Source organism: Bacteroides sp. M10 (genome assembly GCF_014334015.1).
Taxonomy (GTDB): domain Bacteria; phylum Bacteroidota; class Bacteroidia; order Bacteroidales; family Bacteroidaceae; genus Bacteroides; species Bacteroides intestinigallinarum.
Genome location: NZ_CP060488.1, coordinates 740,655 through 758,474 on the forward strand (window position 1 = coordinate 740,655; position 17,820 = coordinate 758,474).

Below are 17,820 nucleotides of genomic sequence, written 5' to 3' on the forward strand. Positions count from 1 at the left end.
ACACTTACGCATTTTGATTTTGAATATCATAATCACGTCTTACGACAAACTTCGTTGTAATAGGAAGCTTTTGAGCAGCTAAGCGCAATGCTTCTTTCGCGATTTCGTAAGATACTCCTTCAGCTTCAATAATGATTCTACCTGGAGTCACAGGAGCCACAAATCCCTCTGGAGCACCTTTACCTTTACCCATACGTACATCGGCAGGTTTTCTAGTGATCGGTTTATCCGGGAATATACGGATCCAGATCTGTCCTTGACGTTGCATATATCTTGTTACTGCAATACGAGCAGCTTCGATCTGACGGCCTGTAATCCACTTAGTCTCCAAAGCCTTTATGCCAAAAGAACCAAAGGCCAGCTGGTTGCCTCTCTGGGCATTACCTTTCTGACGGCCTTTTTGTTGTCTTCTGAATTTTGTCTTTTTCGGTTGTAACATAGTTTCCTAAAATTCAAATTCGTTTAGCGATTATTTTTCTTTCTTTTGAAGTTCTTTCCGCCGTTGTTTCCACCATTGTTTCCACGACCACTTTCTTTGCTTTGTGTAAAGTTCGGAGCCAATTCTTTCTTACCAAACACTTCACCTCTACAAATCCAAACTTTGATACCTAAAAGACCTACTTTAGTCAATGCTTCTGCATGACAGTAGTCGATATCAGCTCTGAAAGTGTGCAACGGAGTTCTTCCTTCTTTATACATTTCAGAACGAGCCATTTCAGCTCCATTCAAACGTCCTGAAATCTGAATTTTGATACCTTCAGCACCCATACGCATTGTATTTGCGATAGCCATTTTAATGGCACGGCGATAGGCAATTTTACCTTCAACCTGGCGAGCGATGTTATTCGCAACAATCACAGCATCCAGTTCCGGTCTCTTCACTTCAAAGATATTGATTTGAATATCTTTGTCGGTAACCTTCTTCAACTCCTCTTTTAACTTATCAACTTCTTGGCCACCTTTACCGATAATAATACCCGGGCGAGCAGTGCAAACAGTAATAGTAACGAGCTTCAGCGTACGTTCAATTACGATTCTTGATACACTTGCTTTTGCAAGTCTTGCATTAAGATATTTACGGATTTTGCTATCTTCCAGCAAAGAATCACCGTAATCATTTCCACCATACCAGTTAGAATCCCATCCTCTGATAATTCCTAAACGGTTGCTTATTGGATTAACTTTTTGTCCCATCTACCTTAATTTTGATCTTCGTTATTACTTTTAGCACCAACGAACAATGTTACGTGATTTGAACGTTTGCGAATTCTATAACCTCTACCCTGTGGTGCCGGTCTCATTCTTTTGAGTGTAGCTCCACCATCAACAAAAATCTGTGTTACGAACAACTCGCCACTTTCCGCTTTACGTTCGTTTTTCTGTTCCCAGTTAGCAATTGCAGAGCGAAGCAATTTTTCCACTCTTGCAGCAGCTTCTTTTGAAGAAAATTTCAAAACACCAAGTGCTCTGTTCACTTCCATACCACGAATCATATCTGCAACCAGACGCATCTTACGCGGAGAAGTAGGAACATTTTGCAATTTTGCAAAATACATGGTCTTAAGGGCTTCTTTTCTCTTTTCAGCCGATATTTTTTTTCTTGCTCCCATTATTATTTATTACTTTATTATTTCAAATAAATCCTGTTATCTTTTCTTGTTACCAGCGTGTCCTCTGAATGTACGAGTTGGAGCAAATTCGCCCAACTTGTGTCCTACCATATTCTCGGTAACATAAACAGGAATAAATTTATTTCCATTGTGAACTGCAACTGTATGGCCTACAAAATCAGGCGAAATCATTGAAGCTCTGGCCCAAGTCTTTACTACGACTTTCTTACCAGATTCATTCATGGCAAGAATTCTCTTTTCAAGCTTAACGTTAATATATGGACCTTTTTTTAATGAACGACTCATAGTTTACTCAATTAATCAGATTACTTTTTTCTTCTCTCAATAATGTACTTAGACGACTGTTTCTTAGGAGCTCTAGTCTTAAGTCCCTTAGCGTACAATCCCTTACGTGATCTTGGGTGACCTCCAGAAGCACGTCCTTCACCACCACCCATCGGGTGATCAACCGGGTTCATTACAACACCACGGTTACGAGGACGACGTCCTTGCCAACGAGAACGTCCAGCTTTACCTGAACTTTCCAATCCATGATCAGAGTTACCTACACTACCGACAGTAGCTTTACAAGTGCTAAGAATCTGTCTAACTTCACCTGAAGGCAACTTAATTACACAATACTTACCCTCACGAGAAGTCAACTGAGCAAAGTTACCAGCTGAACGAACCAGAGCAGCACCCTGTCCCGGACGTAATTCGATATTGTGAATCACAGTACCCACCGGAATGTTTTGAAGAGGAAGAGCATTACCAATCTCTGGCGCTGCTGTTTCACCTGACATCAGAGTCGCACCAACTTGCAATCCATTGGGAGCAATAATATATCTTTTTTCTCCATCAGCATAAAATAACAGAGCGATACGAGCCGAACGATTCGGATCGTATTCAATTGTTTTAACTACTGCTGGAACACCGTCCTTATTTCTCTTGAAATCAACAATTCTAATCACCTTTCTATGACCGCCACCAATGTAGCGCATAGTCATCTTACCTTCGTTGTTACGACCTCCAGATGATTTCTTACCATATACAAGAGACTTTTCTGGTACTGATGCAGTAATTTCTTCGAAAGTACCAATAATTTTATGTCTTTGCCCCGGTGTTGTGGGCTTAAATTTACGTACTGCCATTTTTATTAAATATTGCTATAAAAATCAATAGTATCTCCTTCTTTCAATGTCACGATTGCTTTTTTGAAAGCATTCGTACGACCATTGATGATACCTGCTTTAGTATAACGGCTCTTATTTTTGCCAGCATACTTCACAGTATTCACATCAACTACTGTAACATTATAAAGAGCCTCAATTTCCTTCTTAATTTCCAGTTTGTTAGCTTCAGGACGTACAACAAAGCCGAAACGATTCAGCTTATCTGTGATTGCAGTCATTTTCTCTGTTACCAACGGTTTAATAATAATTCCCATTATTTAAGCCTCCTTTTTAAATTAAGATATTGTCAATAGCCTTCAGAGAGTTTTCAGTAAGCACAACAACCCCAGCATTCAATACTCTGTAAGTATTTAATCCCGAGATAGTCTGTACATTAGCACCCTCAATGTTACGAGCTGACAAATATACGTTTTTATTTGCTTCCGGTAAAATCACAAGTAGCTTTTTATCGGAAACTTTAAGATTTTTTGTCATTGCAACGAAATCTTTTGTCTTAGGAGCTTCAAATGTGAAATCCTCAACGACAACGATTGCATCGTTTTTAGCTTTATAAGACAGAGCTGACTTACGAGCCAATGTCTTAACTTTTTTATTCAACTTGAAGAAGTAGTCTCTTGGTTTCGGACCGAAAACGCGAGCACCACCTACAAGAACCGGCGAGTTCATATCACCACGACGAGCTCCGCCCCCACCTTTCTGGCGACCGATCTTACGAGTTGAACCACTGATTTCACTTCTTTCTTTTGACTTATGAGTACCCTGACGCTGATTAGCCATAAATTGTTTTACGTCCAAATAGATAGCGTGGTCGTTGGGCTCAATTCCGAAGATAGATTCGTTTAACGTAACCTTTCTCCCAGTGTCTTCACCTTTAATGTTATATACGTTAACTTCCATTATTTCTCAATTAATACGATTGAACCTTTGCAACCCGGGATAGAACCTTTAACCAAAAGAAGGTTATGATCCGCGATTACTTTTAATACCTGCAAGTTTTGTATAGTGACTCTGTCACCACCAAGTTGTCCACCCATGCGCATTCCCTTGAATACTTTTGCAGGGTAAGAACAAGCACCAATAGAACCCGGTTTACGAGCGCGGTTGTGCTGTCCGTGAGTAGCCTGACCTACACCACCAAAACCATGTCTTTTTACTACACCCTGGAAACCCTTACCTTTAGAAGTTCCAACAACGTCAACAAAGCTAGCGTCGTTAAACATTTCTACGGTAACAGTATCACCCAGATTCAATTCTGTCTCAAATTCTTTGAACTCAGCCAAGTGTCTCTTCGGTGTTACTCCTGCTCTTTTAAAGTGCCCCATCAACGGTTTAGTTGTATGTTTTTCCTTTTTGTCCTGGAAACCCAACTGAACAGCTGCATAGCCATCTTTTTCTACAGTTTTAACTTGAGTAACAACACAAGGACCTGCTTCGATAACAGTGCATGGTACATTTTTACCATCGGCACTGAAAACGGATGTCATTCCGATTTTTTTTCCTAATAATCCTGGCATTTCACTAATTTTTAATTATCAAACTTTAATTTCTACTTCCACACCACTTGGCAATTCCAACTTCATCAGAGCATCTACTGTCTTAGCTGTTGAACTATAAATGTCGATCAATCTCTTATAAGAAGAGAGTTCAAATTGCTCACGAGACTTTTTGTTTACGAAAGTCGAACGGTTCACAGTAAAGATACGTTTGTGCGTAGGCAGAGGTATCGGACCGCTAACAATAGCACCTGTAGCTTTTACAGTTCTTACAATTTTCTCAGCTGACTTGTCAACCAAGTTGTGGTCGTAAGATTTCAATTTAATTCTAATTTTCTGACTCATTATTTTTTTAATTAATACATTTATAATAAGATAAAGCGGCAGGCTAAGAGTCATTCGCTAGCCTGCTGCTTTAGATATTTTAGAGTAAATCAGCACGTCCTTTTACTTCTTCCAATACAGCCTTAGCAATAGAAGAAGAAAGCTGAGCGTGATGAGAGTAAGTCATTGATGAAGTTGCACGACCAGAAGTGATAGTACGCAAAGCCGTTACATAACCAAACATTTCTGCCAGCGGAACCATCGCTTTCACGATACGGGCACCTGAACGACTAGATTCCATACCTTCAACCTGTCCACGACGTTTGTTCAAGTCACCGATAACATCACCCATATTTTCTTCCGGAGTTACAACTTCCAGTTTCATGATAGGTTCCATCAAAACAGGACCTGCCTTAGCACATGCATTCTTATAAGCTTGCATTGCACAGATTTCGAACGACAACTGGTCAGAGTCAACCGGATGGAATGAACCATCAACCAAAGTAACTTTTAATGAATCCAGCGGATAACCTGCCAAAACACCACTCTTCATGGCATTTGTAAAGCCTTTCTGAACTGCAGGAATAAATTCCTTAGGAATATTACCACCTTTTACTTCGTCAACAAACTGTAAACCACCCAAAGTGAAATCCGCATCAGCCGGACCAATATTCACGATGATATCAGCAAACTTACCACGTCCACCAGACTGCTTCTTATATACTTCACGCAAGTTAACTGTCTTCGTGATAGCTTCTTTATAGTTAACCTGAGGTTTACCCTGATTACATTCAACTTTGAATTCACGTTTCAAACGGTCAATAATGATATCCAAGTGGAGCTCACCCATACCAGAAATAACCGTCTGACCTGTTTGTTCATCTGTCTTCACAGTAAACGTCGGATCTTCTTCAGCCAATTTAGCCAAACCGTTAGACAGTTTATCCATATCCTTCTGAGTCTTAGGCTCTACAGCGATACCGATAACTGGTTCCGGGAAATCCATAGATTCAAGTACGATCGGAGCGTTTTCATCACATAAAGTATCACCAGTGTGAATATCTTTAAAACCTACACCTGCACCAATATCACCAGCACCGACTACTTCAACCGGATTCTGTTTGTTAGAGTGCATCTGGAACAGACGAGAAACGCGTTCTTTCTTACCAGAGCGAGAGTTGTAAATATAAGAACCTGCTTCAATTTTACCTGAATAAACACGAAAGAAAGTCAAACGACCTACATATGGATCAGTTGCAATCTTAAATGCCAAAGCTGATGTTTTTTCATCATCACTTGGTTTACGATCTTCTTCAGCCCCTGTATTAGGATTGGTACCGATAACATTTTCTGTATCCAGCGGAGAAGGCAAGAAAGCGCAAACGTAGTCAAGCAAAGTTTGAACACCTTTATTCTTGAAAGAAGACCCACAAAGCATAGGAACTACAGCCATTTGAACTGTTGCATTGCGAAGAGCTCTCAACACTTCCTCCTCAGTAATAGTAGAAGGATCATCGAAATATTTCTCCATCAAAGCATCATCAAATTCAGCCACTTTTTCAAGCATCTTATCTCTCCATTCGTTAGCTTCATCGATAAGATTTGCCGGAATCTCTTCTACAGTATAGTCAGCTCCCATTGTTTCATCATGCCAGTAGATAGCTTTCATCTTGATAAGGTCAACAAGACCTTTAAAAGACTCTTCTGCACCGATAGGAACAACGATAGGACACGGATTAGCGCCAAGAACATCCTTCATCTGGCGAACCACTTCAAAGAAGTCAGCACCAGAACGGTCCATCTTATTTACATAAGCAATACGAGGAACATTATATTTATCAGCCTGACGCCATACAGTTTCAGATTGAGGCTCAACACCACCAACCGCACAGTAAGCAGCCACAGCTCCATCAAGGATACGCAATGAACGTTCTACCTCTGCGGTAAAGTCAACGTGTCCCGGAGTGTCAATCAAGTTAATTTTGTAAGTATCACCAGCATATTTCCATCTTGTTGTTGTAGCAGCAGATGTAATAGTAATACCACGTTCTTGTTCCTGTTCCATCCAGTCCATAGTAGCAGCACCGTCATGAACTTCACCAATTTTGTGAGTCAATCCGGTGTAGAACAGGATACGTTCAGAAGTTGTTGTTTTTCCGGCATCAATGTGAGCCATGATACCGATATTACGAGTTAAATGTAAATCATGTTTAGCCATCTTCTAATTCCTTTACTTTAAGTTTATATTTGGTTTCTTACAGTATTAGAATCTAAAATGAGCAAATGCACGGTTAGCTTCTGCCATTCTATGCATATCTTCTTTACGTTTGTATGCGCCGCCTTGTTCATTGAAGGCATCCATAATTTCAGCAGCCAACTTGTCAGCCATTGATTTACCGCCTCTTTTACGAGCAAACAAGATCAGATTCTTCATTGAAATCGATTCTTTACGATCCGGACGGATTTCTGTAGGAACTTGGAAGGTAGCACCACCCACACGGCGAGACTTTACTTCCACTTGCGGAGTCACATTATCCAAAGCCTTTTTCCAGATTTCGAGAGCAGATTTTTCTTCGTTAGGAAGTTTTGCTTTCACAGTTTCCAGAGCGGCATAAAAGATTTCATAAGATGTATTTTTCTTTCCATCATACATCAAGTGGTTCACGAACTTAGAAACCTTTTGGTCATTAAACACGGGATCCGGAAGGATAACGCGTTTTTTTGGTTTTGCTTTTCTCATTTGTTTGAAAAATAATGTTTTTTGTTCTTGGTTGTCTACTTCTTGACTTCTTCAACTCTCCCTCCGGAGAATTTACTCAACCTTTAGCATTTCCAACAAACTAAAACGTAAGTTATTACTTTAATTTTAATCAGGTCTTAATCCTTATTTCTTCTTACCTTTAGCAGGAGCAGCAGCTTGTCCCGGTTTCGGACGCTTAGCACCATACTTAGAACGTCTTTGAGTACGACCAGCAACACCTGCTGTATCAAGTGTACCACGAACGATGTGATAACGTACACCCGGAAGGTCTTTTACACGACCGCCACGTACCAAAACGATTGAGTGTTCCTGCAAGTTGTGTCCTTCTCCCGGAATGTATGAGTTCACCTCTTTTTGGTTAGTCAAACGTACACGAGCTACTTTACGCATTGCAGAGTTCGGCTTCTTCGGAGTAGTAGTATATACTCTCACGCAAACGCCACGTCTTTGAGGACATGAATCCAAGGCTGGAGATTTACTTTTCTCCACCAGCACTTCGCGTCCTTTTCTTACTAATTGCTGAATTGTAGGCATTTTAATTGTTTTTTGATTTATATTATTGTTATATTAATTTCGTAACTATACATTTTGGGCTGCAAAAATACGAATAATATTTGAATATTCAATGCGCTACAACTTTTTTTTCTTTTTTAATGTTTTTATATCATCCTCACGCTTCGCCTTTTACACTCGCCAAGGGCGGAAGAGAAGGTTCATCTGAAGTACGAATCGGACCGAATACCCGTTCATACTTTGCTATATTGTCTTCCAATGCCCGCAGCAGGCGTTTTGCGTGTTCCGGAGCCACAATAATGCGAGATTGCACACCAGCCTTCGGTATACCCGGCATTACGCGCACGAAGTCAAGGATGAATTCAGAACTAGAATGAGTAATAATAGCTAGATTTGCATAAGTTCCCTGCGCTACCTCTTCTCTCAATTCAATCTGTAATTGTCCGTTGTTATTTTGTTCTTCCATATTTTATATGATTAAAAAGTTATCCTGCAAAATAACACATTTTTCCTGAGACTAATGGTAATACACACAAGTAAAAAAGAAATAAAAAAAGAGCAATTACCCAATCTGGCAATCGCTCCTTCTCATATAGTCAATTGAATTGTATTTATTCTACTTCATTGTAGTCAAGTACTGTTTTCTTGTTAGCCAAAATACGGTCATACTCTTCTTTTGATCCAACGATGAGTTTTTCGAATTCGCGCTGACCGGTACCTGCAGGAATCAAGTGACCACAGATCACATTTTCCTTCATACCTTCCAACTTATCGATCTTACCGTTGATAGCAGCCTCATTCAAGACTTTCGTTGTTTCCTGGAAGGAAGCAGCCGACATGAAGCTTGAAGTCTGCAAAGCAGCACGTGTGATACCCTGAAGGATCTGAGTAGAGGTAGCAGCAACAGCGTCACGAACCTCAACCGGTTTCAAGTCACGACGTTTCAACATACTGTTCTCATCACGCAACTTGCGGGCAGTTACAATCTGACCAGCTTGCATATTTTGAGAATCACCAGCATCCACTACGACTTTCTTACCCCAGATACGATCATTTTCTTCCATGAATTCCAGTTTGTCTACAACTTGCTGTTCAAGGAAACGAGTATCTCCCGGTTCATCAATCTGAACCTTCCGCATCATCTGACGAACGATAATCTCAAAGTGCTTATCATTGATCTTCACACCCTGCAAACGGTATACATCCTGAACTTCATTCACGATATATTCTTGTACAGCTGTAGGACCTTTAATTGCCAAGATATCTGCCGGAGTAGTAGCACCGTCAGACAACGGAGTACCTGCACGTACATAGTCATTTTCCTGTACCAGAATCTGCTTAGACAATGCAACCAGATATTTCTTAACCTCACCTGTCTTGGAAGTTACAATGATCTCACGGTTACCACGTTTGATCTTACCCATTGTTACCTCACCGTCGATTTCAGAAACGACAGCCGGATTTGACGGGTTACGAGCTTCGAACAATTCTGTAACACGAGGAAGACCACCCGTGATATCACCCGCTTTACCTACGGCACGCGGAATCTTCACGATTACTTCACCAGCTTTTACCTTCTGACCGTTCTCGATGATTACGTGACCACCTACCGGTAAGTTATAAGTACGGATCAAATCACCATCCTCTGTCAAGATATGAGCTGTAGGAACTTTGGTTTTATCCTTGGATTCAATAATAATAATTTCACGAAGACCTGTTGCTTCATCCGATTCAACCTTATAAGTAACGTTTTCAATTACGCCCTCAAATTCGATCTTACCAGTTGCTTCTGTGATAATTACAGCGTTGAACGGGTCCCACTTAGCAATCAGCTTGCCCTTTTCTACCAAATCACCGTCACCTACATACAGTGTTGAACCATAAGGAACGTTATGAGTAGAAAGAACTATACCTGTGTTCACATCCACAAAGCGTACTTCGGCCAAACGACCTACTACCACTTTAGCAGATTCACCCATCTCGTCAACGATGTCTACCGTACGCAACTCTTCAAATTCAAGACGTGCATTGTTTTTAGCAACGATACTTGCATTAGCAGCAATATTCGCAGCAGTACCACCGGCGTGGAATGTACGCAATGTCAACTGTGTACCCGGCTCACCAATAGACTGAGCAGCGATTACACCGACAGCTTCACCCTTCTGAACCATACGGCTCGTAGCCAGGTTACGTCCGTAACATTTAGCACAAACACCCTTCTTCGCTTCACAAGTTAATACCGAGCGGATTTCAACACTCTCAATCGGAGAGTCCTGAATCTTCTTGGCAACTTCTTCTGTGATTTCTTCCCCACCGGCAACAAGCAATTCACCAGTTGTGGGATGAATAATATCATGTACGGAAACACGTCCTAAGATACGTTCGTACAGGGTAGCAATAACTTCATCGTTATTCTTAAGGTCTGTACAAACCAATCCGCGAAGTGTACCGCAGTCTTCTTCTGTAATAATCACATCGTGTGATACGTCCACCAGACGACGAGTCAGATAACCGGCATCGGCAGTCTTCAAAGCGGTATCTGCCAAACCTTTACGAGCACCGTGGGTAGAGATAAAGTACTCCAACACCGAAAGTCCTTCTTTAAAGTTTGACAAAATCGGGTTCTCGATGATCTGACCACCTTCAGCACCTGCTTTCTGCGGTTTTGCCATCAAACCACGCATACCTGACAACTGACGAATCTGTTCTTTAGAACCACGGGCACCAGAGTCAAGCATCATATATACAGAGTTGAATCCCTGATCATCCGAAGAAATTGTCTTCATCAGGATATTAGACAGCTCAGAGTTTACATGTGTCCAGATATCGATCACCTGATTGTAACGTTCATTGTTGGTAATGAAACCCATGTTATAGTTGTTTACGACTTGTTCTACTTCGTCGTAACCTTTCTGCACTAACGTTTCTTTTTCCTTCGGAATGATAATATCACCCAAGTTGAATGACAAACCACCCTTGAACGCCATCTGATAACCTAAGTTCTTGATTCCGTCCAGGAAGTCGGCAGCCTTAGCCACACCACATACTTTAATTACATCACTAATAATATCACGAAGAGATTTCTTAGAGATAATTGTATTGATATAACCAGCTTCAGGCGGAACGATTTCATTAACAATCACACGTCCCACCGAAGTTTCGCGCATTACGTCTACAATGTTACCATTTTCATCAACGTCTTTCACGATAACTTTCACCGGAGCATGAATATCTACCTTACCTTCATTGTAAGCGATCAACGCCTCTTCCGGTCCGTAGAATGTCAGACCTTCCCCTTTCGCACCAGCACGCAACTTAGTTATATAGTACAAACCAAGAACCATATCCTGTGCAGGCACAGTAATAGGCGCACCGTTTGCCGGGTTCAAGATATTATGTGATTGAAGCATCAACATTTGTGCTTCCAAAATTGCTTCATTACTCAAAGGCAAGTGAACAGCCATCTGGTCACCGTCAAAGTCGGCGTTGAATGCCGTACATGCCAACGGGTGCAACTGAATAGCTTTACCTTCAATCATCTTAGGCTGGAAAGCCTGAATACCCAGACGGTGCAATGTCGGAGCACGGTTCAACAGTACCGGATGTCCTTTCATTACATGTTCCAGAATATCCCAGATCACCGGTTCCTTGCGGTCAACGATCTTCTTGGCAGACTTCACAGTCTTAACGATACCGCGTTCGATGAGCTTACGAATAATAAACGGCTTGTATAATTCGGCAGCCATCAATTTAGGAATACCACACTCACCCATCTTCAATTCCGGACCAACGACGATTACCGAACGAGCAGAGTAGTCAACACGCTTACCCAGCAAGTTCTGACGGAAACGTCCTTGTTTACCTTTCAAGCTGTCAGACAATGACTTCAACGGGCGATTGGCGTCTGTTTTCACAGCACTTGACTTACGTGAGTTATCAAACAAAGAATCGACAGATTCCTGAAGCATACGTTTTTCATTACGCAAGATCACTTCCGGAGCTTTGATTTCAATCAGTCGTTTCAGACGGTTATTACGGATAATCACACGACGATAAAGGTCGTTCAAGTCAGATGTAGCAAAACGACCACCATCCAACGGAACCAACGGACGAAGTTCGGGTGGGATAACCGGTACGATACGTACAATCATCCATTCCGGTTTGTTGCGTCCACGTGATGCACGGAACGATTCTACTACCTGAAGACGTTTCAAAGCCTCATTCTTACGTTGCTGTGAAGCATCGTTACCTGCACGGTGACGCAATTCGTAAGACAAAGCATCCAGATCCAGACGAGCCAGCAAATCATAGATAGCTTCAGCACCCATCTTTGCAACAAACTTGTTCGGATCATTATCTTCAAGATATTGATTATCTTTTGGAAGTGTATCCAGGATATCCAGATATTCTTCTTCCGAAAGCAAATCATATTCAGCTACACCGTCTTCAGCTTTTACACCCGGCTGAATGACAACATAACGTTCGTAGTATATAATCGAATCCAGTTTCTTCGTCGGCAGTCCGAGCAAATAACCGATTTTATTAGGGAGCGAACGGAAATACCAGATGTGAGCCACCGGCACAACCAGCTGGATATGTCCCATACGTTCACGGCGTACTTTCTTTTCAGTAACTTCCACACCACAACGGTCGCAGACGATACCTTTATAACGGATACGCTTGTATTTACCGCAATGACATTCATAATCCTTGATAGGACCAAAAATGCGCTCGCAGAACAAACCATCACGTTCGGGTTTGTACGTACGGTAATTAATGGTTTCAGGCTTCAAAACTTCACCACTCGAATTCTCAAGGATTTCTTCCGGAGAAGCCAGACCAATTGAGATCTTCGAGAAATTACTTTTCGTCTTATTTTCTTTTCTAAAAGCCATACTCTATATTTAATTGAAAATGGAAAATTAAAAATTAAAAATTAAGAAACCAAAGAATGAAAACTGAAAACTAAAAACAATCCGTTCTCAATTTTCAATTCTCAATTCTCAATTTATTAATTATTCTAGGTTGATACTCAAACCTAATCCTCTCAACTCGTGTAACAATACGTTCAAGGATTCCGGAATGCCAGGTTGCGGCATCGGTTCACCTTTCACAATTGCTTCATAAGCTTTCGAACGTCCTACCACGTCATCAGACTTGATAGTAAGGATTTCCTGCAGGATATGAGCAGCACCAAAACCTTCGAGTGCCCAAACCTCCATTTCTCCAAAACGCTGACCACCGAACTGTGCTTTACCACCAAGAGGTTGCTGAGTAATCAATGAGTACGGACCGATAGAACGAGCATGCATCTTGTCTTCAACCATGTGGCCCAACTTCAACATGTAAGTCACACCCACAGTAGCTGCCTGGTCAAATTGCTCACCTGTACCACCATCACAAAGATAAGTTTTACAGTAGCGAGGCAATCCTGCCTTGTCTGTCCACTGATCCAGATCTTCCATTGTAGCACCGTCGAAAATAGGAGTTGCAAATTTCACACCCAATGTTTTTCCGGCACGTCCTAATACAGCTTCAAAAATCTGACCAATGTTCATACGAGAAGGCACACCCAACGGATTCAATACGATGTCAACCGGAGTACCATCCGACAAGAACGGCATATCTTCCTGACGAACAACGCGGGATACAATACCCTTGTTACCGTGGCGACCTGCCATCTTATCACCCACACCAATCTTACGCTTCTTAGCAATATATACTTTTGCCATCTGGATAATACCAGCTGGAAGTTCATCACCAATTGTAATAGCAAACTTCTTACGTTTCAATTCAGCATCCAGCTCTTTGTATTTCTTAATGAAATTCATCACCAGATCACGAATCATACCATTAATATGGTCATCACTGGTCCAGTTGCTTAACTGAATAGAAGTAAAGTCAAGTGAATCAAAATCAGAAGCACTGAACTTAGAACCTTTCGCAATTACTTCCGCACCCAGATAATCCTTCACACCTTGAGAAACCTTACCTTCAGTCAAAGTCATCAGTTTCTTAACCAGGATACGTTTCAGATCAGCTACCTTAGACTCAAATTCATCATCGATCTTAGGCAACAATGCTTTATCCGCTAGCTTAGAACTACGATTCTTAATCACACGTGAGAAAAGTTTCTTATCGATCACAACACCTTTCAAAGAAGGAGAAGCTTTCAATGAAGCATCTTTCACATCACCTGCCTTATCACCAAAGATGGCACGAAGCAATTTTTCTTCCGGAGAAGGATCAGATTCACCCTTCGGTGTAATCTTACCAATCATGATATCACCCGGCTCGATACGAGCACCGATTCTTACGATACCATTTTCATCCAGGTCTTTAGTAGCTTCTTCACTTACATTCGGGATATCAGAAGTCAACTCTTCCATACCACGTTTTGTTTCACGAACTTCCAGAGAATATTCCTCTACGTGAACCGAAGTCAACAAGTCTTCGCGTACCACACGTTCGTTCAATACGATAGCATCCTCATAGTTGTAACCTTTCCAAGGCATGTAAGCAACCAACAGGTTCTTACCCAATGCCAATTCACCCTTTTCAGTAGAATAACCTTCAGTCAAGATGTCACCTTTCTTCACACGTTGGCCTCTGTCACAAATCGGACGCAAGTCAATCGTCATGTTCTGGTTAGTCTTACGGAACTTAGGTATTCTATATTCTTTCAAAGCAGGTTCGAAACTTACGAATTCTTCGTCTTCTGTACGGTCATACAAAATACGGATAGTAGTAGCATCAACGTAGTCAACAACACCATCTCCTTCCGCAGTAATCTGCGTACGAGAGTCTCTTACCAACTGACGTTCTATACCTGTACCTACGATCGGCGCTTCACTTCTCAATAAAGGAACCGCCTGACGCATCATGTTTGATCCCATCAATGCACGGTTAGCATCATCATGTTCCAGGAACGGAATCAATGAAGCCGCGATTGATGCAATCTGCTGAGGAGAAACGTCCATCAAATCAACCTCTGTCGGTTCAACAACCGGGAAGTCAGCATCCTGACGAGATTTAACTTTGTTACGCACAAATGTACCGTCATCATTCAACGGAGCATTTCCCTGTGCAATAACCTTTTCTTCCTCTTCTTCAGCAGTCAGATAAATCAGACCGTTATCCGAAAGATCCACTTTTCCGTTTTCCACCTTACGGTACGGAGTTTCAATGAATCCCAGATCATTAATCTTAGCAAATACACACAATGAAGAAATCAAACCGATGTTCGGACCTTCAGGAGTCTCAATCGGACAAAGACGACCATAGTGTGTGTAGTGAACGTCACGAACCTCAAATCCGGCACGTTCACGGGAAAGACCACCAGGACCAAGGGCAGACATACGACGCTTGTGCGTGATTTCAGCCAAGGGGTTTGTCTGGTCCATGAACTGAGACAATGCATTCGTTCCGAAGAATGAGTTAATTACAGAAGAGATTGTCTTTGCGTTAATCAAATCAATCGGAGTAAACACTTCATTGTCACGAACGTTCATACGTTCGCGAATCGTACGAGACATACGAGCCAGACCAACAGCAAACTGATTAGAAAGCTGCTCACCTACTGTACGTACACGACGGTTACTCAAGTGGTCAATATCATCCACATCTGCTTTTGAGTTAATCAGCTCAATCAGATATTTGATGATTTCAATGATATCTTCCTTCGTGAGGACACGCACGTCCATATCAGTCGTCAAATTCAACTTTTTGTTGATTCTGTAACGACCTACATCACCAAGGTCATATCGTTTTTCAGAGAAGAACAGGTTGTTGATAACCTCCCTTGCACTTGCGTCATCAGCCGGATCAGCGTTACGCAACTGACGGTAGATATACAACACAGCCTCTTTTTCCGAGTTACTCGGGTCCTTCTGCAGTGTATTATATATGATAGAGAAATCGGACTGGTTCGGTTCATCTTTATGTAAAAGGATGTTCTGAACTCCCGACTCCAAAATTTCATCAATATGCTCCTCTTCCAGTACGGTTTCACGATCGATAATAACTTCGTTACGCTCAATAGAAACCACTTCACCGGTATCTTCATCAACGAAATCTTCAATCCATGTTTTCAAGACACGTGCCGCCAATTTACGACCTAGCACTTTCTTCAGATTTGTCTTGTTCACCTTTACATCTTCTGCAAGGTTGAAAATCTCAAGAATATCTTTGTCATTCTCGAAGCCAATTGCACGCAACAAAGTCGTTACCGGCAATTTCTTCTTACGGTCGATGTATGCGTACATCACATTATTGATGTCAGTAGCAAACTCAATCCACGAACCCTTAAACGGAATAATACGAGCCGAATAAAGTTTCGTACCATTGGCATGTACACTCTGACCGAAGAACACACCCGGAGAACGGTGAAGCTGTGACACAACTACGCGTTCGGCACCGTTAATGACGAAAGTAGCCTTATCAGTCATATAAGGAATCGGGCCGAGGAATACGTCCTGAATCACTGTATCAAAATCCTCATGATCGGGGTCCGTACAGTAAAGCTTAAGTTTCGCTTTTAAAGGAACACTATAAGTAAGCCCACGCTCTATACAATCATCGATGGTATAACGCGGCGGATCAATATAATAGTCCAGAAACTCAAGAACAAAATTGTTTCTTGTATCGGCAATAGGGAAGTTTTCAGCAAATACTTTATACAATCCCTCATTCTTGCGCTTTTCAGGTGGGGTATCTAATTGTAGAAAGTCTTGGAATGACTTCAATTGTACTTCCAGAAAATCCGGGTATTCGAGCGGATTCTTAGTCGAAGCAAAATTAACTCTTTGATTTACAGTATTTGAAGACATCTGTCAATGAATTTGGAGAACTTAATTTGAAATATATACACAAAAAGGTTAAGAATCCTCTTGTGAAGGATTCCTAACCGAATTACCTGATTACCAGGCCAATGTTATTTAAGTTCAACTTCAGCTCCAGCTTCTTCCAATGTTTTCTTCAATGATTCTGCTTCGTCTTTAGCCAAACCTTCTTTTACTGTGCTAGGAGCACCGTCTACCAAGTCTTTAGCTTCTTTCAAACCAAGACCACAAGCTTCCTTAACGGCCTTAACTACCTGAAGTTTAGCTGCACCAGCGCTCTTCAATACTACGTCGAAAGAAGTTTTTTCTTCTGCGGCAGCAGCACCAGCTGCAGGACCAGCAGCAACAGCTACAGCTGCAGCAGCAGGTTCAATACCGTATTCTTCTTTAAGGATAGTTGCAAGTTCATTAACTTCTTTTACTGTCAAGTTAACTAATTGTTCTGCAAAAGCTTTCAAATCTGCCATTTTTTGTATGATTTTAATTGTTTAAATACTTGTTGATTTTTGAAAATTATTCGGGATGTTATTCCCAAGGCTGTGACGCCTTTTTCCATTTTTACGCTTCGGTACGTTCACCAAGAGTCTTGAGAACTCCGTGAAGGGTGTTACCACCTGATTGAAGAGCAGAAATAACATTCTTGGCCGGAGATTGCAACAGTGCAACGATATCGGCGATAACTTCATTCTTACTCTTGATTGCAACGAGAGCATCCAATTGATCTGCACCAATGTAGAAGCTTTCTTCTGCATATGCAGCTTTCAGTCCGGGAATACCGTCTTTCGCTTTGTCTTTGATTAACTTAGCAGGAACGTTTGCAGTATTGCTAAACATAACAGCAGTAGTACCTTTCAAAGAATCGTAAAGAGGTGAGAAGTCTTCTTCCAGGCTTTCAAGTGCTTTGTGAAGTAACGTGTTTTTAACCACCATCAATTTGATGTCTGATTTAAAACAATCTCTTCTCAATGCACTGGTAGCAGCAGCGTTCATCGCTGTAACGTCTACCAAGTAGAAGTGACCATATTCCTTTACTGTAGCAGCAATTTGCTCTATAATCGTACTTTTATCTTCCTTTCTCATTATTTC

General features: G+C 41.4%; 17 protein-coding genes. All 17 read right to left on the bottom strand.

Features of this window, described 5'->3' with window-relative positions; translation table 11 throughout:
- Positions 1-4 precede the first annotated feature (4 nt).
- Positions 5-439: a 50S ribosomal protein L16 gene (rplP, locus tag H8796_RS02990; protein WP_004291234.1), complete on the bottom strand. Its 435-nt coding sequence runs from the start codon at positions 437-439 to the stop codon at positions 5-7.
- Positions 440-462: 23 nt separating this feature from the next.
- A complete protein-coding gene (gene rpsC, locus H8796_RS02995) occupies positions 463-1,194 on the bottom strand; it encodes a 30S ribosomal protein S3 (protein WP_008762038.1) in 732 nt (243 codons plus the stop codon).
- 5 nt (positions 1,195-1,199) lie between these two features.
- Complete coding sequence (rplV, locus tag H8796_RS03000) at positions 1,200-1,610, bottom strand: 50S ribosomal protein L22 (protein WP_004296344.1); 411 nt, start codon at positions 1,608-1,610, stop codon at positions 1,200-1,202.
- A gap of 36 nt (positions 1,611-1,646) precedes the next feature.
- Positions 1,647-1,916: a 30S ribosomal protein S19 gene (rpsS, locus tag H8796_RS03005; RefSeq protein ID WP_004296345.1), complete on the bottom strand. Its 270-nt coding sequence runs from the start codon at positions 1,914-1,916 to the stop codon at positions 1,647-1,649.
- A gap of 20 nt (positions 1,917-1,936) precedes the next feature.
- The gene (gene rplB / locus H8796_RS03010; protein ID WP_117936385.1) at positions 1,937-2,761 is read right to left on the bottom strand and encodes a 50S ribosomal protein L2; all 825 of its coding nucleotides are present in this window, start codon (positions 2,759-2,761) and stop codon (positions 1,937-1,939) included.
- Positions 2,762-2,766: 5 nt separating this feature from the next.
- Positions 2,767-3,057, bottom strand: a complete 291-nt coding sequence (rplW, locus tag H8796_RS03015; protein ID WP_004296347.1) for a 50S ribosomal protein L23 — start codon at positions 3,055-3,057, stop codon at positions 2,767-2,769.
- A 16-nt stretch (positions 3,058-3,073) separates the two neighbouring features.
- Positions 3,074-3,700, bottom strand: coding sequence for a 50S ribosomal protein L4 (gene rplD / locus H8796_RS03020; protein WP_117936383.1), 627 nt, complete (start codon positions 3,698-3,700; stop codon positions 3,074-3,076).
- Entirely contained in the window at positions 3,700-4,317 is a 618-nt protein-coding gene (rplC, locus tag H8796_RS03025; protein WP_117936381.1) for a 50S ribosomal protein L3, read from the bottom strand. Before rplC ends, rplD begins: the two co-directional genes overlap by 1 nt.
- Positions 4,318-4,335: 18 nt before the next feature.
- Positions 4,336-4,641, bottom strand: coding sequence for a 30S ribosomal protein S10 (gene rpsJ, locus H8796_RS03030; RefSeq protein WP_002558075.1), 306 nt, complete (start codon positions 4,639-4,641; stop codon positions 4,336-4,338).
- Positions 4,642-4,720: 79 nt separating this feature from the next.
- Positions 4,721-6,838: an elongation factor G gene (gene fusA, locus H8796_RS03035; protein ID WP_117936379.1), complete on the bottom strand. Its 2,118-nt coding sequence runs from the start codon at positions 6,836-6,838 to the stop codon at positions 4,721-4,723.
- Between the two features lie 45 nt (positions 6,839-6,883).
- Positions 6,884-7,360 carry a 30S ribosomal protein S7 gene (rpsG, locus tag H8796_RS03040; protein WP_004307540.1) on the bottom strand — a complete coding sequence of 159 codons (477 nt, stop codon included), beginning with the start codon at positions 7,358-7,360 and terminating at the stop codon, positions 6,884-6,886.
- Positions 7,361-7,504: 144 nt separating this feature from the next.
- The gene (gene rpsL, locus H8796_RS03045; RefSeq protein WP_002558078.1) at positions 7,505-7,915 is read right to left on the bottom strand and encodes a 30S ribosomal protein S12; all 411 of its coding nucleotides are present in this window, start codon (positions 7,913-7,915) and stop codon (positions 7,505-7,507) included.
- A 136-nt stretch (positions 7,916-8,051) separates the two neighbouring features.
- Positions 8,052-8,360, bottom strand: a complete 309-nt coding sequence (locus tag H8796_RS03050; protein ID WP_117936376.1) for a DUF3467 domain-containing protein — start codon at positions 8,358-8,360, stop codon at positions 8,052-8,054.
- Positions 8,361-8,505: 145 nt separating this feature from the next.
- Complete coding sequence (gene rpoC, locus H8796_RS03055; protein WP_117936374.1) at positions 8,506-12,789, bottom strand: DNA-directed RNA polymerase subunit beta'; 4,284 nt, start codon at positions 12,787-12,789, stop codon at positions 8,506-8,508.
- Between the two features lie 120 nt (positions 12,790-12,909).
- Positions 12,910-16,722 (bottom strand): DNA-directed RNA polymerase subunit beta, encoded by a 3,813-nt coding sequence (gene rpoB, locus H8796_RS03060; RefSeq protein ID WP_117936372.1) that lies wholly within the window; start codon positions 16,720-16,722, stop codon positions 12,910-12,912.
- A gap of 104 nt (positions 16,723-16,826) precedes the next feature.
- Entirely contained in the window at positions 16,827-17,201 is a 375-nt protein-coding gene (gene rplL, locus H8796_RS03065; protein WP_004296358.1) for a 50S ribosomal protein L7/L12, read from the bottom strand.
- Positions 17,202-17,292: 91 nt separating this feature from the next.
- Entirely contained in the window at positions 17,293-17,814 is a 522-nt protein-coding gene (gene rplJ, locus H8796_RS03070; RefSeq protein ID WP_117936370.1) for a 50S ribosomal protein L10, read from the bottom strand.
- Between the last annotated feature and the right edge of the window lie 6 nt (positions 17,815-17,820).